Origin of the sequence: Nonomuraea turcica (assembly GCF_030718205.1) — a bacterium.
Taxonomy (GTDB): Bacteria; Actinomycetota; Actinomycetes; order Streptosporangiales; family Streptosporangiaceae; genus Nonomuraea.
The window spans coordinates 17264-41313 of sequence record NZ_JAUZQF010000048.1 but is presented as its reverse complement, the minus strand read 5'-3'; the positions used below and the strand labels follow the sequence as shown (position 1 = coordinate 41313).

29 protein-coding genes and 4 pseudogenes are annotated in these 24050 nt (G+C 68.4%); 21 read left to right on the top strand and 12 right to left on the bottom strand.

The features are described 5' to 3' along the window. Nucleotides 1–24 precede the first annotated feature (24 nt). From Q9G87_RS57825 to Q9G87_RS57795, 7 genes are all read left to right on the top strand, one after another. Nucleotides 25–828 carry a GntR family transcriptional regulator gene (locus Q9G87_RS57825; protein WP_305925214.1) on the top strand — a complete coding sequence of 268 codons (804 nt, stop codon included), beginning with the start codon at nucleotides 25–27 and terminating at the stop codon, nucleotides 826–828. Then, nucleotides 825–1829 carry an ABC transporter ATP-binding protein gene (locus tag Q9G87_RS57820; protein WP_305925213.1) on the top strand — a complete coding sequence of 335 codons (1005 nt, stop codon included), beginning with the start codon at nucleotides 825–827 and terminating at the stop codon, nucleotides 1827–1829. The genes Q9G87_RS57825 and Q9G87_RS57820 overlap by 4 nt, the downstream gene beginning before the upstream one ends. After that, the gene (locus tag Q9G87_RS57815) at nucleotides 1826–2842 is read left to right on the top strand and encodes an oligopeptide/dipeptide ABC transporter ATP-binding protein (RefSeq protein ID WP_305925212.1); all 1017 of its coding nucleotides are present in this window, start codon (nucleotides 1826–1828) and stop codon (nucleotides 2840–2842) included. The genes Q9G87_RS57820 and Q9G87_RS57815 overlap by 4 nt, the downstream gene beginning before the upstream one ends. Beyond that, nucleotides 2839–4344 (top strand): aldehyde dehydrogenase family protein, encoded by a 1506-nt coding sequence (locus Q9G87_RS57810; RefSeq protein ID WP_305925211.1) that lies wholly within the window; start codon nucleotides 2839–2841, stop codon nucleotides 4342–4344. Before Q9G87_RS57815 ends, Q9G87_RS57810 begins: the two co-directional genes overlap by 4 nt. A 122-nt stretch (nucleotides 4345–4466) precedes the next feature. Next, nucleotides 4467–5996: an ABC transporter substrate-binding protein gene (locus Q9G87_RS57805; protein ID WP_305925210.1), complete on the top strand. Its 1530-nt coding sequence runs from the start codon at nucleotides 4467–4469 to the stop codon at nucleotides 5994–5996. Next, nucleotides 5993–7090 (top strand): tartrate dehydrogenase, encoded by a 1098-nt coding sequence (locus tag Q9G87_RS57800; protein ID WP_305925209.1) that lies wholly within the window; start codon nucleotides 5993–5995, stop codon nucleotides 7088–7090. Before Q9G87_RS57805 ends, Q9G87_RS57800 begins: the two co-directional genes overlap by 4 nt. Continuing rightward, complete coding sequence (locus tag Q9G87_RS57795; RefSeq protein WP_305925208.1) at nucleotides 7087–8361, top strand: amidohydrolase; 1275 nt, start codon at nucleotides 7087–7089, stop codon at nucleotides 8359–8361. Before Q9G87_RS57800 ends, Q9G87_RS57795 begins: the two co-directional genes overlap by 4 nt. A gap of 39 nt (nucleotides 8362–8400) precedes the next feature. Here the strand turns inward: Q9G87_RS57795 and Q9G87_RS57790 are convergent, their stop codons facing one another. After that, nucleotides 8401–8742, bottom strand: coding sequence for an IS3 family transposase (locus Q9G87_RS57790; RefSeq protein WP_305925207.1), 342 nt, complete (start codon nucleotides 8740–8742; stop codon nucleotides 8401–8403). A 69-nt stretch (nucleotides 8743–8811) separates the two neighbouring features. Continuing rightward, nucleotides 8812–8997, bottom strand: coding sequence for a hypothetical protein (locus tag Q9G87_RS57785; protein WP_305925206.1), 186 nt, complete (start codon nucleotides 8995–8997; stop codon nucleotides 8812–8814). A gap of 194 nt (nucleotides 8998–9191) precedes the next feature. Here Q9G87_RS57785 and Q9G87_RS57780 point away from each other — a divergent pair, with 194 nt between their 5' ends. Further along, nucleotides 9192–9752, top strand: a complete 561-nt coding sequence (locus Q9G87_RS57780) for a hypothetical protein (RefSeq protein ID WP_305925205.1) — start codon at nucleotides 9192–9194, stop codon at nucleotides 9750–9752. 62 nt (nucleotides 9753–9814) lie between these two features. Here Q9G87_RS57780 and Q9G87_RS61400 read toward each other — a convergent pair. Beyond that, nucleotides 9815–9937 (bottom strand): annotated as a pseudogene (locus tag Q9G87_RS61400) (IS701 family transposase); the annotation flags it as partial. A gap of 58 nt (nucleotides 9938–9995) precedes the next feature. Between Q9G87_RS61400 and Q9G87_RS57775 the strand changes: the two are divergent. After that, nucleotides 9996–10238 (top strand): annotated as a pseudogene (locus Q9G87_RS57775) (DUF6328 family protein); the annotation flags it as partial. A 253-nt stretch (nucleotides 10239–10491) separates the two neighbouring features. On the opposite strand, the gene Q9G87_RS57770 reads toward Q9G87_RS57775, so the two are convergent. Beyond that, entirely contained in the window at nucleotides 10492–11307 is an 816-nt protein-coding gene (locus Q9G87_RS57770) for a YhjD/YihY/BrkB family envelope integrity protein (protein WP_305925204.1), read from the bottom strand. Nucleotides 11308–11644: 337 nt separating this feature from the next. On the opposite strand from Q9G87_RS57770, the gene Q9G87_RS57765 reads away from it, so the two are divergent. Both Q9G87_RS57765 and Q9G87_RS57760 read left to right on the top strand, forming a co-directional pair. Next, nucleotides 11645–11827, top strand: a complete 183-nt coding sequence (locus Q9G87_RS57765; RefSeq protein WP_305925203.1) for a hypothetical protein — start codon at nucleotides 11645–11647, stop codon at nucleotides 11825–11827. A gap of 6 nt (nucleotides 11828–11833) precedes the next feature. Then, nucleotides 11834–12745 (top strand): AI-2E family transporter, encoded by a 912-nt coding sequence (locus tag Q9G87_RS57760; protein WP_305925202.1) that lies wholly within the window; start codon nucleotides 11834–11836, stop codon nucleotides 12743–12745. 447 nt (nucleotides 12746–13192) lie between these two features. On the opposite strand, the gene Q9G87_RS61230 is transcribed toward Q9G87_RS57760, so the two are convergent. Continuing rightward, the gene (locus tag Q9G87_RS61230) at nucleotides 13193–13627 is read right to left on the bottom strand and encodes a protein kinase domain-containing protein (protein WP_371826003.1); all 435 of its coding nucleotides are present in this window, start codon (nucleotides 13625–13627) and stop codon (nucleotides 13193–13195) included. 293 nt (nucleotides 13628–13920) lie between these two features. Here Q9G87_RS61230 and Q9G87_RS61225 point away from each other — a divergent pair, with 293 nt between their 5' ends. Next, nucleotides 13921–14103: a hypothetical protein gene (locus Q9G87_RS61225; protein WP_371826002.1), complete on the top strand. Its 183-nt coding sequence runs from the start codon at nucleotides 13921–13923 to the stop codon at nucleotides 14101–14103. Nucleotides 14104–14212: 109 nt separating this feature from the next. Here Q9G87_RS61225 and Q9G87_RS57750 read toward each other — a convergent pair whose 3' ends face one another. Beyond that, nucleotides 14213–14620, bottom strand: a complete 408-nt coding sequence (locus Q9G87_RS57750) for an STAS domain-containing protein (protein ID WP_305925200.1) — start codon at nucleotides 14618–14620, stop codon at nucleotides 14213–14215. Then, nucleotides 14617–14982, bottom strand: coding sequence for an STAS domain-containing protein (locus Q9G87_RS57745; RefSeq protein ID WP_305925199.1), 366 nt, complete (start codon nucleotides 14980–14982; stop codon nucleotides 14617–14619). Before Q9G87_RS57745 ends, Q9G87_RS57750 begins: the two co-directional genes overlap by 4 nt. Nucleotides 14983–15382: 400 nt before the next feature. Between Q9G87_RS57745 and Q9G87_RS57740 the strand changes: the two genes are divergently transcribed. Then, nucleotides 15383–15598: a hypothetical protein gene (locus Q9G87_RS57740; protein ID WP_305925198.1), complete on the top strand. Its 216-nt coding sequence runs from the start codon at nucleotides 15383–15385 to the stop codon at nucleotides 15596–15598. 31 nt (nucleotides 15599–15629) lie between these two features. Here Q9G87_RS57740 and Q9G87_RS57735 read toward each other — a convergent pair. The 3 genes and pseudogenes from Q9G87_RS57735 to Q9G87_RS57725 form a co-directional block, all read right to left on the bottom strand. Beyond that, nucleotides 15630–16100, bottom strand: a pseudogene (locus Q9G87_RS57735) (DUF5994 family protein); the annotation flags it as partial. A gap of 39 nt (nucleotides 16101–16139) precedes the next feature. Next, complete coding sequence (locus tag Q9G87_RS57730; RefSeq protein WP_305925197.1) at nucleotides 16140–17111, bottom strand: acyl-CoA desaturase; 972 nt, start codon at nucleotides 17109–17111, stop codon at nucleotides 16140–16142. Between the two features lie 155 nt (nucleotides 17112–17266). Beyond that, entirely contained in the window at nucleotides 17267–17569 is a 303-nt protein-coding gene (locus Q9G87_RS57725) for a LapA family protein (protein ID WP_305925196.1), read from the bottom strand. A 24-nt stretch (nucleotides 17570–17593) separates the two neighbouring features. Between Q9G87_RS57725 and Q9G87_RS57720 the strand changes: the two genes are divergently transcribed. Continuing rightward, the gene (locus Q9G87_RS57720) at nucleotides 17594–18073 is read left to right on the top strand and encodes a hypothetical protein (protein ID WP_305925195.1); all 480 of its coding nucleotides are present in this window, start codon (nucleotides 17594–17596) and stop codon (nucleotides 18071–18073) included. 91 nt (nucleotides 18074–18164) lie between these two features. On the opposite strand, the gene Q9G87_RS57715 is transcribed toward Q9G87_RS57720, so the two are convergent. Continuing rightward, a complete protein-coding gene (locus Q9G87_RS57715; protein ID WP_305925194.1) occupies nucleotides 18165–18458 on the bottom strand; it encodes a hypothetical protein in 294 nt (97 codons plus the stop codon). A gap of 734 nt (nucleotides 18459–19192) precedes the next feature. On the opposite strand from Q9G87_RS57715, the gene Q9G87_RS57710 reads away from it, so the two are divergent. The 7 genes and pseudogenes from Q9G87_RS57710 (at nucleotide 19193) to Q9G87_RS57680 (ending at nucleotide 22774) form a co-directional block, all read left to right on the top strand. Continuing rightward, the gene (locus tag Q9G87_RS57710) at nucleotides 19193–19504 is read left to right on the top strand and encodes a UBP-type zinc finger domain-containing protein (protein ID WP_305925193.1); all 312 of its coding nucleotides are present in this window, start codon (nucleotides 19193–19195) and stop codon (nucleotides 19502–19504) included. 119 nt (nucleotides 19505–19623) lie between these two features. Further along, nucleotides 19624–20157, top strand: a pseudogene (locus tag Q9G87_RS61220) (fatty acid desaturase); the annotation flags it as partial. Nucleotides 20158–20245: 88 nt separating this feature from the next. Next, a complete protein-coding gene (locus Q9G87_RS57700; RefSeq protein ID WP_305925191.1) occupies nucleotides 20246–21001 on the top strand; it encodes a LysR family substrate-binding domain-containing protein in 756 nt (251 codons plus the stop codon). A gap of 207 nt (nucleotides 21002–21208) precedes the next feature. Further along, nucleotides 21209–21505, top strand: coding sequence for a GlsB/YeaQ/YmgE family stress response membrane protein (locus tag Q9G87_RS57695; RefSeq protein WP_305925190.1), 297 nt, complete (start codon nucleotides 21209–21211; stop codon nucleotides 21503–21505). A gap of 67 nt (nucleotides 21506–21572) precedes the next feature. Next, nucleotides 21573–21896, top strand: coding sequence for a DUF6458 family protein (locus Q9G87_RS57690; RefSeq protein ID WP_305925189.1), 324 nt, complete (start codon nucleotides 21573–21575; stop codon nucleotides 21894–21896). A 274-nt stretch (nucleotides 21897–22170) separates the two neighbouring features. Continuing rightward, nucleotides 22171–22401 carry a hypothetical protein gene (locus tag Q9G87_RS57685; RefSeq protein ID WP_305925188.1) on the top strand — a complete coding sequence of 77 codons (231 nt, stop codon included), beginning with the start codon at nucleotides 22171–22173 and terminating at the stop codon, nucleotides 22399–22401. A gap of 43 nt (nucleotides 22402–22444) precedes the next feature. Then, nucleotides 22445–22774, top strand: a complete 330-nt coding sequence (locus tag Q9G87_RS57680; RefSeq protein WP_305925187.1) for a hypothetical protein — start codon at nucleotides 22445–22447, stop codon at nucleotides 22772–22774. 658 nt (nucleotides 22775–23432) lie between these two features. On the opposite strand, the gene Q9G87_RS57675 is transcribed toward Q9G87_RS57680, so the two are convergent. After that, complete coding sequence (locus Q9G87_RS57675) at nucleotides 23433–23990, bottom strand: hypothetical protein (protein ID WP_305925186.1); 558 nt, start codon at nucleotides 23988–23990, stop codon at nucleotides 23433–23435. Between the last annotated feature and the right edge of the window lie 60 nt (nucleotides 23991–24050).

Here is a 24050-nt window from a genome sequence, read left to right as displayed (position 1 = left end):
ACACAAACCCGGAGAAGCACACTCATGAGCCCTCAGACCCCGGCCCCGGCGGGCAGGACCTCGAAGCGGACGCTGACGGAGGTGGTCACCGGGCTGTTGCGCGACCGCATCCTCGGCGGGGAGTTCCCGCCGGGAACCCAAATGAACGAAGTCGAGCTCGCGGCGTACTTCGAGGTCTCTCGCGGCCCGTTGCGCGAGGCGATGCAGCGTCTGGTGCAGGAAGGCCTGCTGGTCAGCTACCCCCGCCAAGGGGTCTTCGTCCCCACCTTGACCAGAGAGGACCTGGAGGACATCTTCGTCGCCCGCCAAGCGATCGAGCGGGAGGCGCTGCGCCGGGTCACCGCCCGAGGGGTTTCCGCGGGCCTGGTCGCCGACCTCGAGATGATCGTCGCGCGTATGAAGGACGCCGTCGGCCGCGCGGACGAGAGCGCGCTGGCCGCCCTGGACCTCGCCTTTCATCGCCGGCTGGTCAGTGCCGCCGGCAGCACCCGGCTGGATCGGCTGTACGGACTCATCGCCAACGAGATGCAGCTGTGTTTCCGGATGATCGTCGACAGCTACAGCGATCGTTCCGTGCTACCGGCCGAGCACGAGCAACTGCTGCACGTCATCGCCAGCGGTGACAGAGTCGCCGCCAAGGCACTTCTGGACCGTCACTTCGCCGAGGTCGGCGAGCTCCAGCCGACGTCATCGGACCAACCGCTCAAGCACCGCCTTCACCCTCACTCGCATCGCCACCAAGATCCGTCGGCGTTTCATGAACATGCCGACGGCTACCGCCACGGCGACGACCAAGCAGCCCCACCACACCCCCGGGAGCAACCATGAGCGCGCGCCTGGAGGTCCGTGACCTGACCGTTCACGCTGGGCGGCCCGGACAGGCCTCACCCATCCTCGACCGCATCAGCCTGACCCTCGATCCCGGCGAGGTGCTGGCCGTGGTCGGTGAATCAGGGTCAGGCAAGAGCATGACCGCCCACTCGGTGCTGCGCATGCTGCCGGCCGGGTTGCACATGCACGCCGAGGGCCTGCGGCTGGGCGACGTGGACCTGCTCGCCGCCTCCTCACGGGCGTTGGATGGCGTTCGCGGCCGACGTATCTCCATGCTCTACCAGCAGCCCAAGCGCATGCTCGACCCGACGGCGACGGTCGGCAGCCAGGTCGCCGAGCCGCTGCGCCGGCATCTCGGCATGAGCCGACAGGCCGCCCGCCGCCGGGCCGTGGAGTTGCTCGCCGCGGTCGGGATCCCCGATCCCGACCGCCGGGCCGGTGACCATCCACACCAGATGTCCGGCGGCATGGCTCAGCGCGTCATGATCGCCATGGCGCTGGCCGCCCACCCGGACGTCCTCATCGCCGACGAACCCACCACCGCCCTTGACGTCACCGTCGAAGCGCAGATCCTGCGGCTGATCGCCGCCATGCAGGTCGAGACCGGAATGTCGGTCCTGTTCATCTCCCACGACGTCACCACCGTCGCCTCCATCGCCGACCGCATCGCCGTCATGTACGCGGGCCGCATCGTCGAGGACGGACCGGCCGCCGAGGTCATCACCGCCGCCGAGCACCCTTATACCCAGGCGTTGTTGCGCTGCTCCACCCTGCAGACCGACGACACCGGCCATCTGCACACCATCCCCGGCAACGCCGCCTCGGCACGCGCCGTCAGTCACGGCTGCCGCTTCCGCCCACGCTGCGCCGTTGCGGCCGGCGACGGGGAACTGGGCACCCACTGTGACAGCGAGGAACCCGATCTCGCCGGCTGCGGCACCCGTCGCAATTCACGATGCTGGGTCACCATCGAGCCCCGACGACAGGTGCCGGCATGAACGACGCTCCGCAGAACTCCGACATCGCTGTCATCGACCACGTGACCAAGCACTATCCCTTGTCTCGGAACGGGTTCGGGCGTCGGCTGCACGTGCACTCCGTCGACGACGTGTCCCTGCGCATCCATGCGGGGGAGGTACTGGGGCTGGTCGGTGAGTCCGGCTCAGGCAAGAGCACTCTGGCTCGGCTCCTGCTCGGCCTCGTACCAGCCGACTCCGGACTGATCGACGTCGATGGACTGAGGGTCGGCAAACTGCGCGGCGCCCAACTGCGTCAGCTGCGCAGGTCGGCGCAGCTGGTCTTCCAGGACCCGCACTCCGCGCTGGACCCGCGGATGACGCTGCAGGAATCACTGCTCGCCCCACTGCAGCAACACCACATCGGCACGCCGCAGGAACGCCTGCGGCGGGTCGCCACCGCGCTGACGGAGGTCGGGCTGGACCACAGCTTCCTGGAGCGCCGGCCGGGCGACTGCTCCGGAGGGCAACTGCAGCGGGTGGTCATCGCCAGAGCCCTCCTGCTGGAACCCAAGCTGCTCGTCTGCGACGAGCCCGTGTCAGCCCTGGACGCCTCGGTGCAGGCGACCATCCTGAACCTGCTGGTCGATCTGCGTCGCTCACGGGGGCTGAGCATGCTGTTCATCTCCCACGACCTGAGGGTGGTCAAGTTTCTCGCCGACCGGGTGGCGGTTCTCTACCTCGGGCAGATCGTGGAGATGGCCACGCACGACGACATCTTCACGGGCGCCCTGCATCCCTACACCCTGGCACTGTTGCATTCCAGTCAGGGGCACCGCATCGACGCCGGCGCGCCGGACCAGCTGAAGGGCGAACCACCCAGCCCCGTCTCCCCGCCTCCCGGCTGCCGCTTCAACACCCGCTGTCCGCTGGCCACCGACCATTGCCGCACCGTGCAACCCGACCTCGTCGACGCCGGAAACGGCCACCACGTCCGCTGTCACCGCTCCGCGGAGAGCAGAAGCCGCCTGGTCGTTGAGGAGATCCCCGCATGAGCCTTATGACCGCACGCACCGCCGCAGCGGGCGGGCCGCCCGCCGCCACCCGCTGGACTCCACCCGGTAAGGCGTTCGCCGGCGGACGCTGGCAGGAAACGGAACGGCACACCGCCGTCATCGACCCCGAAACCGGCGCTTTCCTCGGCGAGGTCGCCGACAGCACCTCTGCAGAAGTACGCACGGCCGTCGACGCGCTTGTGGACACCTTTCGGACCATCACCGCCGCCGACCGGGCCGACTGGCCGCTGTGGCAACGCCGGGAGACCCTGCACCGCGCCGCCGAACTCCTGAGGCAGGAGGCCGGACGGTTCACCGCCATCGTGAGCTCCGAGGGATGCAAGACGATCAGGGATGCCCGCCGGGAGGTGGCCCGAGCGGCGGAGACCCTACAGCTGTCCGCCGGAGCGGGACACGCCCTGCAGGGCACCAGCGTGCCGTTCGAGGACACCTCCCGTGGCGCGGACCGGCTCGGGTGGAGCAGCAGGGAACCGCTCGGGGTCGTCGCCGCCATCACCCCGTTCAACGACCCCCTGAACCTCGTGGCGCACAAGGTCGGCCCGGCGCTGCTGTCCGGCAACGTCATCGCGGTCAAGCCGCACGAGGCAACGCCGCTGTCCGCACTCGCCCTTGCCGAGCTGCTCCTGGAGGCAGGCGTTCCCGGCGACCGGATCGCCGTGCTACCAGGCGGCCCGACCGCCGGGCGGGAGCTGGTGTCGCACCCCGGCGTCGACGTCGTCTCCTTCACCGGTGGGGTCCGCACCGCTGACGAGGTCGCCCGCCTGGCCGGCGCCCGAACACTGCTGATGGAGCTGGGCGGATCCAACGCCGTCATCGTCGACCACGGCGTGGACCTGATGGCGGCCGCGCAGGCCATAGCTGAAGGGGCGTTCGGGTGCGCGGGACAGAACTGCCTATCGGTGCAGCGCGTCTACGTGGTCGCTCAGCACTACGACGAACTGCTCAGCCACTTGATCCATACGACCGCTCACCTGAGTGTCGGCAGCAAACATGACGAGACCACCGATGTCGGGCCGCTGATCGACGAGGCAGCCGCGCGCCGCGTGGAGCACCGGGTCGAGGAGGCCGTCGCCCGCGGTGCGGTCGTACGCGCGGGAGCGGTCCGTCAGGATGCCACGTACCAGCCGACCATCCTCACCGACCTCGCCCCTGACGATCCCATCGTCACCGATGAAATCTTCGGCCCCGTGGTCAGCGTGCTGCCCGTGGCTGGACTCGACGACGCCGTGCACCAGGCCAACCGCGCCGCCACTGGCCTGCAGGCCGGGGTTTTCACCCGCGACACCACCACAGCCCTGCGCACGGCCCGCCGTCTGCGGGCCGGCGCAGTAATGATCAACGACACGTCCGACTTCCGGATCGACGCCATGCCGTTCGGCGGTTTTCACCGCAGCGGCATCGGCCGGGAAGGCGTCACCAGCGCCGTCGTGGCGATGACCGCACCCAAGGTCATTGCAGCCCGGCTGACGTCCATCAGCTGAGCTCCCTCACCGGCAACTACTCATCCGCTGCCCATCCGACCGGGACAAACGTACGTCAACCGGTCATGTCGTGGTGCCCATTTCCCTTGCTCCCCCCAACGACGTTCAGAAGGAACACCAGCATGGCACGCACCTTGAAAACCCTCGCCGGCATGTCGACAGCCCTTGTCGTGCTCGCCGGCTGCTCGTTCGACTCCGGGAGTCCCGACGCCACCGCGAACGCCAGCTCCAAGCTGATCATCGCCGACCTCTGGGCGCCCGACTCCGGGTACGCCCTGGAGACCGACGACGCCTTCACCCTCACCCGCGCCGGCTGCCTGGAGACGTTGGTGGCCGTGGACAAGAACAACCAGCCTCAGCCCGCCCTGGCGACGGAATGGAAGCAGACGGCACCCAAGTCCTGGACGTTCACCATCCGTGAGACCAAGTTCCAGAACGGCACCGCGCTCACCGCCAAGGTCGTTGCCGACGATCTCAACCGGCTGCTGAAGGCCACGGCGCCGCCACGCAGCTTCGCCCCCAGCGTCATCTCCGCGGTCACCGCCGTCGACGACCGGACCGTACGGATCGACACGCCCGAGGAGGACCTTTTCCTGCCGCTACGGGTCAGCGTCCCCAATACCGGGATCCTCGCCCCTGAGGCCTTCTCCGGCACCACCACGAACCCGGTCGGCACCTGCACCGGACCGTTCAAGATCACCAACATCGGAACCGGCCAGTCACTGTCGCTCACCGCCAACGGCGACTACTGGGGCGGGGACGTCGCCCTCGACAGCGCCGAAATCCGCTACGCCGAGAGCGGCTCCACCCGCGCCACCCAGCTGCGTGCCGGTGAGGTCTCGGTGGCCGCCAACCTCCCCGTCACCACCCTTACCACCCTGAAGGGCGACAACAACATCACCCTGCAGCAGGTTGCGCTGCCCCGCACCACCGGCCTGTACCTCAACACCCGCAAAGCCCCTTTCGACAACGTCGAGGCGCGCCGCGCGATCCAGAAGGCCATCGGGCTCGACGCCATCGTCAAGTCGGTCTACGAGGGCACCGCCACCGCGGCGGCCGGGCCGTTCACTCCCGACGAGCCCTGGACGCCGGCCGGACTGCAGCCTGTGCAGGGAAGCGCCGCAGCCGCCAAGGCCGCCATGGCCGAGGCCGGTATCGACCCCGGCTCCCTCGGCTTCGAGCTCATCGCCTACTCCGACCGGCCCGAGTTCGCCGACCTCGCCCAGGTGATCCAGGCGCAGCTGGCCGAGGCCGGCATAACCGTGAAGATCCGCACCGGGGACTACGCCTCGGTCGAGGACGACCTCATGAGCGGCAACTTCCAGGCAACCTTGCTGTCCCGCAACCACCTCATCGACCTGCCCGAGCCCATCAGCGTTCTGCGCTCGGACGAAACGTGCAAGGGCAGCTTCAACCTCGCCGGATACTGCAACTCGAAGGTCGACGCGCTCGTCAAGGAGGCCGGGAGCACGGCGGACTCGACCAAGCGCCACGCCCTCTACGGTCAGATCGCCACCCAGCTGGCCACCGACGTGGCCTTCATCCCGCTCGTCCACGAGAGCCTCACCATGGGCGTCGCGGACACCGTCCAAGGCCTGCCGACCGACCCGCTGGAGCGAACCCTGCTCACGAAGGACACGAAGCTGTCGTGACCAAGGCTCTCCCAGAACACACCGGCACCCGGACGACACGGCGCTACGTCGTCGACGCCGTCCCGGGTGACGGCATCGGCACCGAGGTCGTCCCCGCCGCCGTGCGCTGCGTCGACCACCTGGCCACGACCTTCGGGTTCACCATCGAGTGGCGCGACCGCGCGTGGGGGTGCGACCACCACCGAGAGCACGGGCGTATGATGCCCGTCGACGGCCTCGAAAAGCTGGCCTCCGCCGACGCCATCCTGCTGGGCGCCGTCGGAGCGCCGGACATCCCCGATGACATCACCCTGTGGGGTCTGCTCATCCCCATCCGCCGGGAGTTCGTGCAGTACATCAACCTCCGGCCGGTCCGATCGCTGCCCGGAATCGGCTCCCCGTTGCGCTCGAACGCCCCGATCGATCTGATCGTCGTACGCGAGAACGTCGAAGGCGAATACAGCGAGGTCGGCGGCCGGGTCAACCGCGGTCGGCCCGGCGAGTTCGCCGTCCAGGAGGCGGTGTTCACCCGGGCCGGCGTCGAGCGGGTCGCACGCTTCGCCTCCGACCTGGCCAGGCAACGCTCGGGCCGGCTGATCTCGGCGACGAAGTCGAACGGCATCATTCACACGATGCCGTTCTGGGACGAGGTGGTGGCCGAGGCGGTCGACGGCAGCGGGGTGAAGCTGGAGAAGGTCCTCATCGACGCCCTGGCCGCACGCCTCGTGCATCGGCCGGAGAGCGTCGACGTCATTGTCGCCTCCAACCTGTTCGGCGACATCCTCTCCGACCTCGCCGGTGCCCTGGCCGGGTCGATCGGAGTGGCGCCCAGCGCCAACCTCGACCCCACCAAGACGTACCCGTCGATGTTCGAGCCGGTGCACGGATCGGCACCCGACATCGCCGGCATGGGCATCGCCAATCCGGTCGGCACCCTCTGGGCTGCATCCATGATGCTGGATCATCTCGGCGAAGCCGCCGCCGCGGCCAGTCTCGTGTCCGCCTTCGAGCACGTCCTCCGTACGGGGACCGCCACACCCGATGTCGGCGGCACAGCGAGCACCGAGCAGTTCACAACCGCTGTCGTCCACGCCCTCGCCGAGGGAACATCGTGAGCACGCGCCCGCGATCCGAGGCCCGGCCGAATCCACTGGACGCGACCGCCGTCCGGCGTCATCTGCACCGGCGGCCCGAGATCGGCTTCCTCGAGATCGAGACCGCAGATCTTGCCTGGAGCCTCCTCTCCGACCTGGGCTGGCGGCGCCGCGGCGGCCGCGAACTCGTCGACGTGCACGATCACCCTGGTATGCCGAGCCGCGACGAGCTCGACGCTGCCGTCCAGCGGGCCGCCGCGCAGGGTGTGCCAGCCGCGTCGGTACACCGTTTCCGTGACGGAAACACCGCCTTCGTCGCGGAGCTGCAAGGCACTCGCCCGGGTCCGCTGGTCGGCCTGCGGGTGGACATGGACGCCCTGCCGATCCAGGAGAGCCGCTCCGGCAGCCACCACCCCGCGGCCCAGGGTTTCGGCTCGGACATCGATGGCGCGATGCACGCCTGCGGGCACGACGGGCACATGGCCATCGCGCTGCGGGCAGCAGCCCTGCTGTCTGACAAACAGTTCCCCGGCACCGTACGGCTGCTGTTCCAGCCCGCCGAGGAGGGTGTCCGCGGCGCTGCTCCCATGGTGGCCGCCGGGCTTGTCGACGACGTCGACGTCCTGCTGACCGTCCACCTCGGCTTCGGCACCCCGGATGGATGCGTCGCGGCCGCGACCGAGCTGTACGGGACCTCGAAACTGCGCGCGGAGTTCACCGGGATCGCCGCCCACGCCAGCGGAGCGCCCGAACAGGGCCGCAGTGCCCTGCTGGCGGCGGCGTCCGCCGTTCTGGGCCTGCACGCTCTGCCCCGCTACGCGACGGCGACGACCCGCGTCAACGTTGGGACGCTGCACGCGCCCGGCGCGGCGAACATCGTCAACGCGTGTGCCGTCCTCGGCGCAGAGGTCCGGGCCGACGCCGCCGCCGAGCACGACGACCTGGAGCAGCGCGCCCGCGACGTCCTCCACGGCGCGGCCGCCATGCACGGTGTCACTGTGGACATCGCCAGAACCGGCTGGGCAACCAGCGCGAGCACCGACGGCGCGATCCTCAGCAGGATCGAAAGCCTCGCCCCGAGGTGCGGCCTGCGTCTGCTGCCACCGCGTCCCCTACGCGCGAGCGATGACGCGACGCTGTTCATGCGGCGCGTCCAGGAATGCGGCGGACTCGCCGGATACCTTCTCGTGGGTGCCGGAACATATGGACCGCATCATTCGCCGACCTTCGACCTGAACGAGGCTGCGCTGGCCCCGGCCGCTGATCTCCTTGCCGCGCTCATCCGATCCTGAGGTCTCCCAAGGCCGGGTAGTCAGCGCCGGGTCGCGGCCTCATCTGCCGCCGAACGTTCCCATAGCAATGCCATGCCCGCCTCCGATCCCGGCGACCACCCCGCAAACTCTGACCGGAGCCGCGGTCTTTTCCGCGATCGTCAGACCACGGCGTGGCTTGAGCTGCACCGGGACCAGGCCCATCTGACGCATGAGCTTGCGAACGAGTTCATCGTCCACCTCGACGCCGACGCGCCTGAGCTCCGCATGGGCGCGGCGATGCCCGTAAATCCTGCCGGATTCGGCGAACACAAACCCGACCAAGGGCTTGAGATCCTCGCGCCGTTGCTCGGTCGCCGACATCGGGCGCTTCTCCCAGTCGTAGTATCCGGATTTCGACACGCCGAGCAGGCTACATCAGGATGATCTCGAAGTTGGCCTTCTAGGCGAGAATGAGTTCGTACTTCTCGCTTACGGGAGTTTTTTCGCAAAGAAGGCCGCGGCTTTTTTCAGAAAAGCGTTCTCCTGCTCAAGTTCCTGAACGCGCCGTTCCATCTCCTGGAGCCTGGCGCGGTCGATGGCGGCGCGGCCCTCATCGGTGGTACCAGAGTTCTTCGACTTCTCCGCTTTCACCCCATTGCGAACCGTCTCAGCCACCAGCCCGAAATCACGGCAACCTCTGCAGGTGTCTTCCCGCCTTCGATGACGACCCGCACGACTTTGGCCCGCAACTTGGGCGGATATATTCTCGGCTTCTTGCCACGTGCTTCCTTCCCGGACTATCTCTGACCCTACTTGGGTCCGAGTCCGGAAGGTTCGGGGCACCTCACACGAAGTGCTCGGCCACGTACGTGGACGGGAACGGCCAGACCAAACCGCTGGGGGACGGCCGCGAAGCCACCGTGGCGCAATGGCGCGACGGCGGTGACTTCGAGATCACCTTGGATGTGCCGTGGGACGGCCTCAATCACCCCGACAATATGGGCACCTGCAGTATCTTCCCGTCGATCAAGTACACCAACAACCCGGAGCTGCCGGACAACTACCAGACGCTGAACCCGATGCGGGACGGCAAGCGGTGGGACCAGTACTTCATCTGCGACAGCGCCACCTGGATCACCGCGTACAGCGGCGGGTGCGTGGTCGGCACCATCAGGCCTGTCTTCATCCTCGACGGCAACGAAGCGAAGGTGCGGGAGACGGTCTCCCACCTGGAGAGGGCCCTCTACAGCCCCAACCTCACCGATCCGGATCCCTACCCCGGGAAATGGATCCCCGGGCCGCTTCGACTGGAAGAACCCAGGATGCGAGCGGAAGGTGGGCAGGATCGACGGATGCCTCCACCGGACCCTGGACAGAACCGTGATCGACCGGAACAGGAGCATCGCGATCCCTGCATGCCGCAAGATTAAGCCGGGATACGTCACCTGCTCGCAGGCGATCGGGTCGTCCAACCGGGCACGGCTGACGGCCAGAAGGCCAGGGCGAGCATGGCGGTGGTGACATGCCGGTGCCAGCCGGCCCAGGTGCGGACCTGGTAGTCGGTCAGGCCGAGCAGATCCTTGCCGGTCTCGTTGTTCTCCTCAATGTGCCACCGATGATGCCCATCTATCCGTATTGGCCTCTAGTGTGACGCTGCCACCTGCGGCGATACTCAGAAGGAGAAGATCGTGCACCGCGCCAACGAGCTGGGCCTGGCCGGCGCCGTATCCCTGGCGGTCGCGATCACCGCCGCGATGGCTCTGGTGGCCGAGGTCGTGCTCGGCAATTGGCTCGCCATCGTGTTCGGCGCCGCGGCGGCACTGGCCACCTGCTGGCTGTGGCTCCTGCAGCCGATCATCGACCTGCGCCGCCAAGCAACGGCCAACCCACCGCAGGCAACAGATGGCGCGGACTAACGAGCCGAGCGCGAATCCCCGGCGCCAAGAGCCGGCCGAACACGAACGCCCGCTACGGGAACAACCCCACGGACGGAGGTTCCCACCCATGACCAGTACCGAGTGGAAGAACACAGCGATGCGCGACAACCCCCGCGCAGCAGCTGGTCGGCTTGGCGGGGGCGGTGGGGGGCGGTGCGGGGGCAGTGTGGGGTCGCGACGGAGGGACAGGCGGAGCCGGGAGTGGCCGTCCGGGTGGTGGCACACCTCGAGGTCACGGCGGATCTGACCGAGTGGCCAGGTCGGTGACCTCGCCGGTGGCGCTGGTGGCCGCCAGCGCGGTGGCGAACAGAATGAGCTGGTTGAGCACCTTGAGGAAGAGCAGCATCGCCACCGCTCCGGTGACGACCTGGTAGGCGGGGTTGGCGGCGGTGAGATTGAGCAAGGCTTGGCCGAGGGACTTGAGGATCTCCAGGCCGATCGTGATGACGAGCGCCGGCCCGATCACCCGGCGCAGCGGTAATCGCAGCCGTGGCGGCGCGGTCAGCAGCGCCATGGCCAGCAAGGTATTTACCCCGATTCCCAGCACGAACGCAGCCACCGACAGCACCCACCGGGCAGGGGTGGCCTCCACACCCACGGTGTTCACCGCAAGCCAGGTCAGCACCCACTCGGCGGCGAAGGCGACGGTGAGCGACAGGGAGAGCAGCACCCCGAGCCCAGCCACCACGCCCAGGTCGATGATCTGACGCAGGAAGAAGTTGCCCGGGTACTCCTCGAGCCGCCAGATCGCCCTGGTCGCCGAGCGCAGCGTGTCCATCCAGAACAAGCCCGTCAGCGGCAGCACCACGCAGGCCACCAGCCCGGCCGTTCCCCCGGCATTGCGAAGCGCTTGGACGTCCAGGCGCGGGAAGGTGTCGCTCAGGTAGCGCTGCACCTCGGCCAGCGCCGCCGGATAGTCCAGGATGCGGCCGAGGATGGCGAACCCCAGCAGGACCAAGGCGAAGGTGGCGAAGAAGGCGTAGTAGGTGAGGGCGGCCGCCAGCCGGCCGGCGTCGGCCTTGTCGTAGCGGATCAGGGCGCGCACCATGTGATCCAACCAGCCGTGCCGGCTCCTCGCTCGCTTCCAGCCTGTCGCCATCCGGCCGGCCCAGCGCCGGGCGGCGCTCATGGCCGGGGCCGGTACGTCGGCAGAATGCGGCCGTGAGCGCGCGCCGCGGTCGTTTCACAGAAGATGGCTCACCGTGCCGTCGTGAAAAGGTTGGTAGGGCGGAATGACCCCTACCCGTGACGCACCTTTTATCTCTCCAACATTTCCCTGGCTTGAATCCTGAAAGCGTGCCTATCTCCGGCCGGTGGGGAAGGTTCCGTGCATGGATCCACCTCAGGAGCGCCTTTTGCGGTTAGTGCCTGCGACCTTGGCGAGGATGGCCGCGTGGTGCGCGTGTCTGATCGTCATCGGCATCGTGGCCAACTACGTGTTCGGCTTCGTGGCGACGATGCGCATCCTCGCCCTGCCGGTGGCGGTCGCCCTGCTGCTGACCGCGCTGCTGTTCCCGCTCACCCGACGCCTGCGCGCGTCGGGCCTGAGGGCGATCTACGCCACCTGAATCACCATGCTCGTCGCCCTCGCCGTGCTGAGCGGGACGGGCTGGATCATCGGCGTCCGGGCCAACGCGGAGTTCCCCGGCTTGGTGACACAGGTCAGGCAGACGGCCAAGACGGTGGAGGACTGGCTCTACACCGGCCCTTTGCACCTGGAGCCCATCCAGCTCAGCCGCTGGGTGGACGAGATCGCCAAGTTCGTCACCGAGCGGCAGCAGCAGATCACCTCGACGGTTCTCGCGGGCACCGTGGTGGTGATTGAGGTCCTGGCCTCGATCGTGCTCCTGCTGTTCGTGACGTTCTTCCTGCTCAAGGATGGCGACCGGATCTGGTCCTGGTTCCTCAAGGGGTTCGGCCCGAGAGCGCCGCGGGTCGACCGGGCCGGGCGGACTGCCTGGGCCACACTGTCCCACTACGTGCAGGGCACGGTGGCCGTGGCCGCGGTGCACGGCGTGCTCATGGGTCTGGTGCTGGCCGTCATGGGCGTCCCGCTCTGGGCGGCACTCGCCGTACTGATCTTCCTGGCTAGCTTCATCCCGATCGTCGGCATCCTGTTCGCCGGCGCGGTCGCGACGCTGGTCACGCTCGGCGCGAAGGGCCCGATCTACGCGCTGATCTTCATCGGCATCCTGATCGTCGAGCAGCAACTGGAGAATCACGTGCTCCAGCCGCTGATAGTCGGCCGGGTGCTGCACTTCCACCCGCTGGCGATCATCCTCGTGCTGGCCGTCGGCGGCATCCTGGCCGGGATCGCGGGCGCGGTCGTGGCCGTGCCGATCACCGCCGTCCTCTACCGGGCCGTGCCCGAGCTCTTCAAGGACGATCCGATCCCCCTCCCGGCGGGACCGGCCCCAGAACCACCGGCCCCAGAACCGCCGGCGCAGGCCGTACCTCCTGGGAAGGAACCCGAGCAGAAGGACTGACGGGCTTGGAGGCGAGCGCAGGCGCGCTCGAACTGGACTTGTCAAGTGTGGCTCCTGCAGCCGATCATCGACCTGCACCGTCAAGCAACGGCCAACCCACCGCAGGCAACAGATGGCGCGGACCAACGAGCCGAGCGCCGGTGAATCGGCCACGTCTGACCTACCGATCGCGATCGGACCGCGCTCATGGCGAGGGCCGACGTGTCACCGTAAGGCCGTGCGCGCAGCCGAGCGCAGCGGAGGGATCCATCCCGCGCGGGATGCGGTCGGTTGGGGTGCAGCTGAGCCACTGGTCGATGAGCCGGCCCAGCTGTTCAGGCACGTCCGGGGTGAGGTGGTCGGCGCGTTCGGGGCGGGTGCCGGCTTGCATCAGGTGGCGGACCTGCAGCAGGTCGGCGTCGGTGCCGACGGCGGTTTCGAGCTCGCGTCGCAGCGGCGCCAGGCCGGTCAGCAGCCAGTAGGCCAGGGCGCCGACGCCGTACAGGTCGGACAGCGTGCTGGGTGCGGCGCCGGTGACGCCGAGCTGCTCGGGGCTGGCGAACCACTTGGTGCCGCCGGGGACACCGTGGAGACGCTCTTGCCCGCCTGGTGCAACTGGGACATGCCCCAGTCGATGATCCTGATGTTGGCGGGGCCGTCCAGCACGATGTTCTGCGGCTTGATGTCCGGGTGGATGATGCCGCTCGCGGCGGCGGCCTGCAGCCCGGCCAGCACCTGATCCAGGACCTGCAGGCTCCGCTTCAGCGAGACGCCGGCGCTTGCCCGCTGCTGGAGGTGGAGGCTGCCCGGCTGATAGAGGGGGGAGATGAGGTAGACCGCCTGGGATCTGCGGTCTCGGCCGGAGTCGAGGATCTGCCCGATGTGCCGGTGGTGCAGGCGCATGCTCCGTACTTCCCGCAGGGAACGTGCGGAATCGCTGGGGGTCGCTGGTGGCCTGGTGGAACGCCTTGGCCACGACGGTGGTGGCGGGATCAGCGAGCTCGTAGGCCTGGTACAGGGCGGCCATGGCGCTGGCGTCGGCGTTGAGGGGTGCGTAGATCCGCCAGCGGCCGTTGAGCACCATGATCGGCACAGGGCCGTCGGCAAGTGCAGGCGCCGGCTGCGTGACCTGGCCCGCCTGGGCCTGCCGCCGGGGCAGGTGCCGGCTTTGAGCGCGCTGTAGCTCGGCCGAGGCGATGATCTGCGTTAAGGCGATGATCTGCGCCGAGGCGGTGATCTGCGCCGAGGCGGTGATCTGCGCCGAGGCGGTGATCTGCGCCGAGGCGGTGATCTGCGCCGAGGCGGTGATCTGCTCGGCGTCGGTGCGAGACTGGCCGAGGATCGCGGCGGTCTGGATCTGGGCTTCTCCCAGCACCTGATGCCGTAGCCGATCTAGCTCAGCTGTTGCCTCAGCGGGAAGACAAGGGCGTGGCCCGGCGGTTGTCCTGCTGGCAGCGGCGGCGAGACCAGACATGTGCGCACGACGTCTCAGCGCGCTGCCGCGGAGCCGAACCCGACCCTGCCCGTACCCGTGCTCGCACGCCTGCCGGAGTCTCTGCCCGGGGTGGTGCCATACATCGGGAAGCTGCGGTCCAGGCCGGTGAGGCGCAGCACCCTGGTCAGGTGTGGACGGGGGGCGGCCAGGCCGAGGGTGATGTCCAGGGATCTGGCCCGGTGCTGGACGCCGACCACGGCGCCCAGTCCGGCGGCGTCGCAGAACGACACACCGGACAGGTCGAGGATGAGCAGGTTGGTGCTGTGCCGCAACGCTCGCAGCAGGCGTTCGCGCACCGCCTCGCCGGTGCCGATGTCCAGCTCGCCGCACAGGCGAACGACGGTGGCGGTGGCAGGGATGAGCCACAGACCTGCCCCGGAGCGGGGATGGAGGGTCGTCATGAGTTGCTCCGATCCTGCAGGTGAAGACCTGCCGTCTGGTGCCAGCCGGTGAGCTCGAGCAGGCGTCGCACCTGCGGGGAGGGCGAGCGCAACGTCAGAACGTGGCCGCCGCGCAGACCGGCGGCGGCGGTGACCAGGGCGCGCAGTCCGCCGACGTCGCAGAACACCAGGCCGCTGAGATCGACGCAGAAGCTGCCACCACCCGCCATCGAAGCCAGCGCACCAGTCAGGGCGAGCAGCGTGGCGCGGTCGAGCTCACCTTCAATCCGCAGACCCGCGCGATCGACGAGCGGCGTGATGCGCAAGAGCCGGTCGGCAACCGTGCCAGGTGTGAGAGCGCCGACCGTGTCCGCGGTGTTCATGCTGGCTCCTACGGGCGGGGGCGTGCGGGCTAAGGTGGGCGCGGGTGTGAGGCGGTCATGAACACGATGCGCTGGGCCGGCGTGAACGGAGCAGTTTAGTGCGGTGACCTGATCGTCTAGCGGGCTCGACCAGGTGGAAAGCGGCAATCTCCACCAGGCTTATCATCAGCCGTGATCACCGGGCTGACGCTGGCGTGGTGATCAGGGCGGTTCTGTCGGCTGCATCGCTCGTGGCGTGTTGCGGGAATGGGGCGCTCTGCTGTTGACCGCAGCCGGTGTCTGGCGCAGAGCTCGGCTGGCGGTGGGCGCGACGGGATCGGACAACACTCAGAGCTCAAGGACGGCAAGGTGAATGGCGTTGAATGCTCGATTTCCGCGGCGGCCGGATCCGAACGATGGCGTGGATCAGGCCCTGGCCGACGTCTTGAAGGCGATCGGCACATCCTCGCGTACGCTCGTCCTTCAGAACGCGGCGGGCATGGCCTGCCGCGGTGACCGGCAGCGGCTGGCCGTCTGTCTGGAGGCGATGACGCCTGGTCAGCTCTTTGAGGTGGCCGCTGCCGCGCGGTTGCTCAGTGCCGCGGCCGACCAGGAGCTCGCCAGGAGGGACCCGTAGCGGTGTGCAGTCCCCCTGCCAGAACGCGTGATCAGGATGCGTGGTCGCCGCGGGCGGGCTGTCGGGTCTGCCCGCCTTCGTTGTCCCAGTCGGACAGGCTCAGCTCCTGCTCGGTGGTGGCGTCGGCGGGGCGGTGTTGGCCTGCGGTGGCGAGGATGTCGCCGGGACGGGTACGGCCCCTGGAATCTGCCCGGCATCGGGTGGCTATGGCGAGCGCTTTGTGAGCGGCGGCTGTGGTGTCGGGTGGGATGACGAGCAGGTTGAGGTGCTCGATACCCGGGATGATCAGGTTGATCACGTGGGGGTCGATGGTGCGGAACCAGCCCACTTTGACGTGACGCCCGGGGGCGGCGATGTGGTGCGGGATGTTGTCCCAGGTGTCGATGTGCAGGCCCACGCGCAGGACCCGTCGGTTCAGCCGCTGGTCTATGGCGGTGATCAGGGCGGGCAGTTCCGCGCCGGTGTCGTAGGTGGCGGGCCACCACGCGCCGTCCACGGCGCCTCGGCGTGTGAGGCGGGATCCAGGCTGAGCCGTACCTTCTCAGGGCCGGTCATGGGAAGGCTCGCGGCGTCGTGCGGCCAGGCGTGCCGGGGTCGGCCAGCGTACGTCGTGGATCCAGCCGAGTTTTTCCAGCAGCCGGATCAGCCGGGCGGAGATGTCGATCTGGCCGGGCAGCACGCCGTGGCGGGCGCAGGTGGGGTCGGCGTGGTGGCCGTTGTGCCAGCTCTCGCCGAACGACAGGATCGCCAGCGGCCAGAAGTTCGCGGCCCGGTCACCGGCGCGGGTTTTCAGCGGCCGCTCACCGAAGACGTGGCAGATGGAGTTGATCGACCAGGTGACGTGGTGCAGCATCGCGATGCGTACCAGGGCGCCCCAGAAGAACGCGGTCAGCGCGCCGTGCCAGGTGCCCGTGGCCAGCAGGCCGATCGCGGGCGGCAGCAGCAGCGAGGCCGCGACCAGTGGCAGGAACAGCCGGTCCACCCGGCCGATGCCGGCGTCGGCGAGCAGGTCCTTGGCGAAGCGCCGCCGGTTGGTGAGGTCGCGTCCGAACATCCAGCCGACATGCGCGAACAGCAGCCCTTTGGCCAGGCCGCGTACGCTGTGCCCGTAACGCCAGGGCGAGTGCGGATCGCCGTCGCGGTCGGCGAAGGCATGATGGCGCCGGTGGTCGGCCACCCACTGGATGACCGAGCCCTGCACGGCCAGGGACCCGGCCACGGCCACGACGATCCGCAGCCACCGGCCCGCCTTGAACGCGCCATGGGTGAGATAGCGGTGGAAGCCCACCGTGACGCCGAGTCCGGTGAGGACGTAAGCCGTGGCGGCGATCGCCACGTCGACCCAGCTCAGCCCCCACCCCCAGGCCACCGGCACGGCGGCGGCCAGTGCCGCGAACGGCACCAGCACGAACACCCACAACGCGACCACCGCCGCGACCGGTTTACGCCCGTCGATGATCGGCGCCGCGCCGATCCGCTCCCGATCGACGATGCCTGCACCTGTCGAAGCCATGCCAGTTCCCCCGTCACACGTGCAGCAGTGTCCTTTCGCCCCCTGGAACCAGTCCGCCTGCCCACGCCTTCAGCGCTCACTCTCCCCTTGGGCTGTTCTTGGGATTACCAGGGTGATCTGGTGGAGAAAGCCCTGACGCTGGGGGTGCTCGGCGGTCAGCGGTTCTGGCGGCGGCGTCGGCTGGCCAGGCGGCGGAGCTGGGTGATGCGGGCGGTGCCGAGCACCAGGGTGAGCAGGATCCCGCTGATCATGGCGATCAGCATCGCGACCGCGAGCGGCAGCGTGCCGTGCAGGCCGAGGAAGGACACCTGCGTGGGGGTGGTGTTCTGCAACATGAACACGATGAAGGCGACGGACACGAGCGCGGCGGCCCACACGCCCGCCCAGGCCACGCTGGTGCGGGTGACGGGTACCGGCCTGGAGGTCTCGGCGCTGGAGCCCGGGTCCGCGGGGCGCACGGCCGGCGCTGGTGAGCTCTCGCCTTGGGGCACATCGGCTTCAGCCGTTCCAGCGGATGGCCCGGATCTGGTACGGAAGCGGTGCAGGATGTCCATGACAACCCTTTCGGTGAGCCGGCCTGGCAGGCACCTCAAAAGCGGCGGGATGTCGTCGTTTCCGGATACCTCGACTCTACGTCACTCACCTGGCACGCCAAGCGGGCGCTCACCAGAGCGGCCGACCAGGCGGTCAGCGCCGCCAGGTCCTTCTTCGGGCCTGCCGTCATGCCGGATCCCGTCGCAGCAGCCGCACACGCCCCGATGCTCAGGGAGATCCGCCGCGCCCAGTCGTTTGATCCGCTCGGTATTCCCGTCAACGGCTCGCCCCGCGACTTCGACTCGCGTCAGCAACGCGAAGTCCCCACCCCGATCTCTCCTGACGCCTCCGCGCTCGGTGTCGGTGTGAATCCCGGCTGCCGGGCACGCTGCAATGCCGACAGCTCCTTTGCATCCCGCGCGACATGAAGGCTGGCATAAAAAATGCCCGCGCCATGACGCGAGAATATTCTCACACGCCACAGCACAGGTTGAGCTTTTCGCGACGCTCAGCCGGTGATCAGCTCTTGTCGCGAATCACATCGTAGTTGGAGAACTCGATCGGGCCCTCGCACAGTTTGGCCATGTGCGCGTTGAACCGGTCGGTTTCCGGCAGCTTGCTGTTACGCTGGGCCTCCTCATAGGAGGAGAACTCCACGATGGCCACGTAGTGATCGGGGCGATCGCGGTGCTTCGCCACCACCTCGCGTCTTACATAGCGCGTGCCCTTGGTCTGTGTCCGCCACTCGTTCATGAGCGACTCGACTTCCCCGGCGCGTTTGGTGTCGAATTCCAGAATCTGTACGAAGCTCATAAGAGCCTCCCCTTTTCCTTGGCTTGCGTTCCTTATTCAATACCCATCCGAAATAAATAGCAAGGAAATTTCGCACAAATTAGCGAATTCCACTCTCGGCATAAGGTGATGGGAGGATTTGCGCCGGTGAAATCTCCGGCCGATTCTGCGGGCCGGCGGCCCTCAAAGTTCGCGATCCGGCAGGTCAAGACGATCCAGTGGCCCCTCTTGGAAGATCTCGCCCGGCCCTGCCTGAGTCTGGGACGAGGGTCGCTGACACGTGTGCATCGGCCGAGGACGTCGCGCGGTGTTGGGCTCCGGTTCGGGCCCGGGAGACTGTCGGCGATCATCAACGGTCGGCCGGATCCTCGGCGCGAAGGTGCCAGAATTCGGAGGGAGACGGCTACGAGCTCGTTGTCGGGTGAGTTGATGGCGTTCTGGACAGCTCGCCCGCGTTCCGCGCCCGGCCCTGGCAGGGGTCACCAGCTGATCAGCATCCACTCACCGCGAGAGCGAGGAAGTCCGCGAAGCGCCCCGGGATCCCGGTCCATCGCTTTTGTGGCGGTCCGTCGAGACGCGGGATCGAGCCGGACGCGTGTCAGATACTGCGCGTCGGTAACGCGCCCACAGGCTCGCTATCGCCGCAGGTGATGAGACTTACTGGGAATGGACGTTTCCACCGGCTCGCAGATCACCTTGACTGAGCACTGATCAGCCGGCGCAGCTTGCGTCGCTGTCACCATGAGGGGGTCGTGATGACCCTGGACGCAGAAGGAACGAACGCGACCGCGCGCGCCGGTCTGAACGGTCAGGCGCAACGTTGCGATCGCACCGATCTGCTCCCGGCCGTGGAGCCCGGGCTGCTCGAATGTAAGGAATGCCTGGCCCTCGGCCGGACCTGGACGCGGTTGCTGGTGTGCCTGACCTGCGGGTGGGTCGCCTGCAGCGATGATGCGCGCGGCGGCCACGCCAAGGCCCACTACCAGGAAACCGACCACCCGGTGGTCGCCGCCCTGGACCCGGGCTCGACCTGGCGCTGGTGCTACGTGCACCGGCGAACCGTATAGACAAGACAAAAGAGAAATAATGGCTATTTTTGAACGGCCGGTGAAAGATCGGGCTGGACTATGACGGCGCATCCCCATTTCCCGGGGCGGAGGAGCACCCTGCGGCCGGCAGAGCCCAGATGGGGCTGACGGCGGCGATCGTGATCCTGCCGTTCTTCGCGCTCAGCGTCGCGATCGTCCTGGGGTGGGGGCAGGGAGTCGCGCTCACCGATCTGCTGCCGGCGGCGGGTTTGTATGGGGTGACTGGGCTGGGGGTGACGGTCGGGTTCCACCGGCTGCTCACTCACGGCTCCTTCGCCGCGCGGCCATGGCTACGCGTGGCGCTGGCCATCGCCGGGTCGATGGGTTTTCAGGGCAACGTCATCGACTGGGTCGCCGTCCATCGCCGCCATCACGCCTTCACCGACCAGCCGGGCGATCCGCACTCTCCCTACCGGTTCGGCACCGGCCTGCGCGGGCAGCTTCGGGGGCTTGCCCACGCCCACCTGGGCTGGCTGTTCGCCGACGACCGAACGCCGGCCGAACGCTACGCCCCGGACCTGCTGGCCGACCCGGCCATGGTCCGGGTGGCCCGCGCCTTCCCCGCGCTGTGCGCGCTGTCGCTGGCATTGCCGTTCCTGGCCGGCTGGGTGATCATCGGCACCCTGTACGGCGCCCTGACCGCTTTCCTGTGGGCCGGGTTGATCCGCGTCGCGCTGTTGCAGCACGTCACCTATCGAGGCGCGCCAGATCCTCGACCACGTGGGCCGGGCCGGGCAGGCCGCACGCAACGCCGTCGCCTCAGCGCCCACGCTGCGGGCCGACATCATCGACGCCGGCTACGACACCATGCCGCAGATCCTGCGCGAACTCCAGCACGCCCATCCCGACATCACCATCCACCAGGTCGAAGCGGGTACCCCCGAGCAGTACCGGCAACTGGCCGACGGCCGCATGGACATCGCCATCAGACACGCCTCCCAAACCCCGGCCGAGGTGACATCCAAGCTGATCAGGCTCGATCCCCTCGGCGTCCTGGTACCCAATGACCACCGCTTCGCCGACATGACGGACAGCGTCCCCGTCGCCGCCCTCGCCGACGACCTGCTGCTGCTGGGCGAGGAATCCCAGACGCCGGAGCTCAACCAGTTCGTCATGGCGCTGTGCCGGTCGTCAGGGTTCGCGCCCACCATCTACGAGGGAACCGTGGAGAGCACCCGCGCCGCCGCCGACCTCGTACTCCAGCACCGCTGCGTGCACTGCATCCCCTCCTCCTTCCGCACCTCCACCCGGCCGGGCACCACCTGGCGGCCCCTGATCGAACCTGCCACGCACTACCCCTGGTCACTGTTGTGGCACGACGCCAACCCCTCTCCCCACATCGCCACCGTCATCGACAGCGCCCGGCACCTCGCCGAGCGGCTCGGCTGGCTGCAACCCGTCGGCCCGCCCACTGGACCAACCACCCCCAGCGAAGACACCCCGACGGCCACCAGCCACAGTGATGAGCCTGTCTGATGCCCCGGCTCTGAACGCGGTGATCGGTCCTGGAGATGGGGCCTTCCTGGATCGCCTGTTTCCCGTACGCACGGGTGAGTGTTTGGCTCGAGGTGAACGAGTGTGACCGTCGGCGCCGACACCCATGCGGCGGCCGGCCCCCTGCTTCGACCGGTCCGGAAGGCCGATCCCATGCAGACATCGATGCACCGCCAAAGGAGCTCGGCCATGGGCATCATCGCTTGGATCATCCTCGGACTGGTCGCCGGGGCAGTGGCCAGAATGCTGGTCCCCGGCAAGGACCCGCAAGGTTTGATCATTACTTTAGCGCTCGGCATCGGCGGGGCGCTGCTGGGTGGCTTCGTGGCCACCGAGGTGTTGCACGTCTCTGGCATCCAGGGGTTCTTCCACCTGTCCACCTGGCTGTGCGCCATCGTCGGCGCGGCAGCCCTGCTGCTCGGCTACCACCTGATCACCGGCCGGCGTCCGGGCCGCCGAACCGGCCGCTGGGCCGGCCGCCGATGACCCCGCCCAGCACGCCCCGCAACCCATCCCAGAGCTCACGCGCCTGCCGCGGCAGGGGTGGTGCGTGATGCCCATCGCGGGAGCCATCCTGGTCATCGTCTTCGGCGCCATCCTCACCTTCGCCCTGGCCGATGGCTCGGTGGGCGGCGTCGACCTGCGCATTGTGGGCGTCATCCTGATGCTCGGCGGCGCCGCCGGGCTGCTGCTGCCTCTGCTGCTGCGCAGCAGGTCACGCTGGAGCCAGTCGACGGTCCGCAGCCGCCAGGACATCATCGACGACCGCGTCAACGGCCGCATCGACGACCGGCCGCCGCCCACCCTGGTAGACCCACTCGGCGACGACGGCGGACAGGGCGGTACCCGCAGGCTCCCGGACGATCGTCGCCTGTGACAAGGGGGAGCGCCAAGTTCCTCCAAGGCAGCGGCGTCCAGGAAGAACCTCTCCAGTTCCTGTTGACCTGGCCTTCCAGACTCGTTTCTTGGCTTCGTCGGCGCTTCGGTCTCGAATATGAACGCACCCCTGAGCCAGCGGGACACCCGCGGTGAGGCCGAGCGGGAGTTGCGGACCCGCGAGAAGCGGTTCGCCACCCTCGGACATCAAGCCGCTCAGCCCGCAGGCCCGGCAGAGCTACCGCGCGCAGTGGACCAAACTGCAGGAGCAGTTCGTGGACGCGCCAGGCGCCACCGTAGACGAGGCCGATCAGCTCGTGATGGCGGTCCTGGCCGAACGCGGATACCCCACAGAAGACTTCCAGCAGCAGCTCTCCAACCTGTCGGTGATGTACGGCCGCACCCTGCACCCTTACAGGAAGGCCCGCCAGATCAGCGGGCATGCCGCACGTGACGAAGCCTCCACCGACGATCTGCGGCAGGCCATGGTGCACTACCGCCCGTGACGGCCATCCGGCACTGCACGGCGACCCTCGAGAGAGCTGACGCATGAACATCCGCAACGACGAAGAGCGCCTCGGCCAGACCACCGACATACCGCCACCTCGACCCGCACCCGTTCTCGATCACGACACTCCGCCGGCCACCACCTCCGACAAGCTTGTCTTCGACCCGGCGGCCGAACCCGCGCCACCGCAACTCGGCGTCCACCACCGGGTGCAGGTAGCCGGAGCCGTAGCACGCGGACAACCCGACCGCGCGCCACAGGGCGAGCGTGACGTGCGCGAAACCTGGCACACGCCCTTCTCAGCCGCGCGGGCTTCGGCCGAGGAGGTGCGCACGTGCGTCGCGCCACGCTCGAAACGCAGTGTCTTGTGAGTCCACTCGGCGGTGCGCTACCCGGGGGCTGCACCGGTGTCGCCCCGGCGCGCGGGGACCGTCCGACCTCGGCCAGCTCCGGCTCAGCCGGGACGTACGACGAGGCAGCCGCTCCGGCAGGTCGTCGAAGAGGTTGGCGGCAGATAGGAACTCCAGGTCGGTCCCGAACCGGCCGATCCCCCGCGGGCGGGCTCGTCCAGGCGGACCGCCCAGACGCCGGATCGAGCCGAGCCAGCGCATTCTCCCCCGTTCTGAGGGCGTGGAACGGCAGGTGATCGCCAACGGAGGTATTCATGGGATCGCGGATGTCCAATCCCGCAGTGATCGTCCCCGGACTGGGGCGGTGACGGGCACTGTTCAAGGCCATCGGCAACGGCTCGGTGCCCGATGCCGTAACTCGTCCAACGCTCCTGGCCGGGGGCGCTGTCCCATGCCGGCTTGCATCCATACAAACCTTGAGCGGCAAGAGGCTCAAGTCGACTGAGCGTCTTAGGAGATGATCTGTGTGTATCGAAGACTTGGAGATCAGGCCATCGGACGTAATTTTCGGCACTTACACCCCGCTACAAGTTCCCAGGCCCAGGGTTCCAGGTGCAGCAACCGACCGAGGGTTGGAAGCCTGGGGCTATGGCTGCTTCCTGCATCGGCTCGATCTGGGCTAGTAGCGGTGGGGTCCGACGTGCCCCTCGAACAGCAGGCACGGCGCTGGCTCGTCCCCGTACGGGGAGCGCGGGTCGGCGTTGGGGTCGGCGCGTTCGGCCGGGCACGGCGGCAGTGTGACGAGTTCGCGGGCGCGGATGTCCCAGCGGATCCAGATGAACCGATCTGGTTTGGGCAGCACCTGGACGTGCGCCGCGTGAGTGCCCGGATGGCCGGGCGCCAGCTCGCACCCGTAAACGGCCTTGCGCTCGCGTGCGCCGCCCTTGGCCAGCGGGGCCCATTCGGCGTCGGTGAGCACGTTGTAGTGCGGGCAGTCCTGCTCACCGGTGTGCCGTTGCAGGCCGGTGGTCAGCGCGGCCGCCAGCCCCGCCGCGGTGAAAACCTGATGCACGGCGTTGTGGACCAGTTCGACGTCGTCGTCGCTCAGCTCCACCGCGCCGAGCTGGTCGGCCAGCAGCCGCACATGGGTGGCGAAGTGCCGGCAGGCGTCGACCAGCGCGGTCACCGGAGCCACCGCGTCTTGCGGCGGGTCGGCCGGAGCGTCTTGGTGCGTCACAACGGATACGCTACGCCGCCCTCCTGTCATGCGCACGGCGGCGGGCGATGCCGTCAGAGC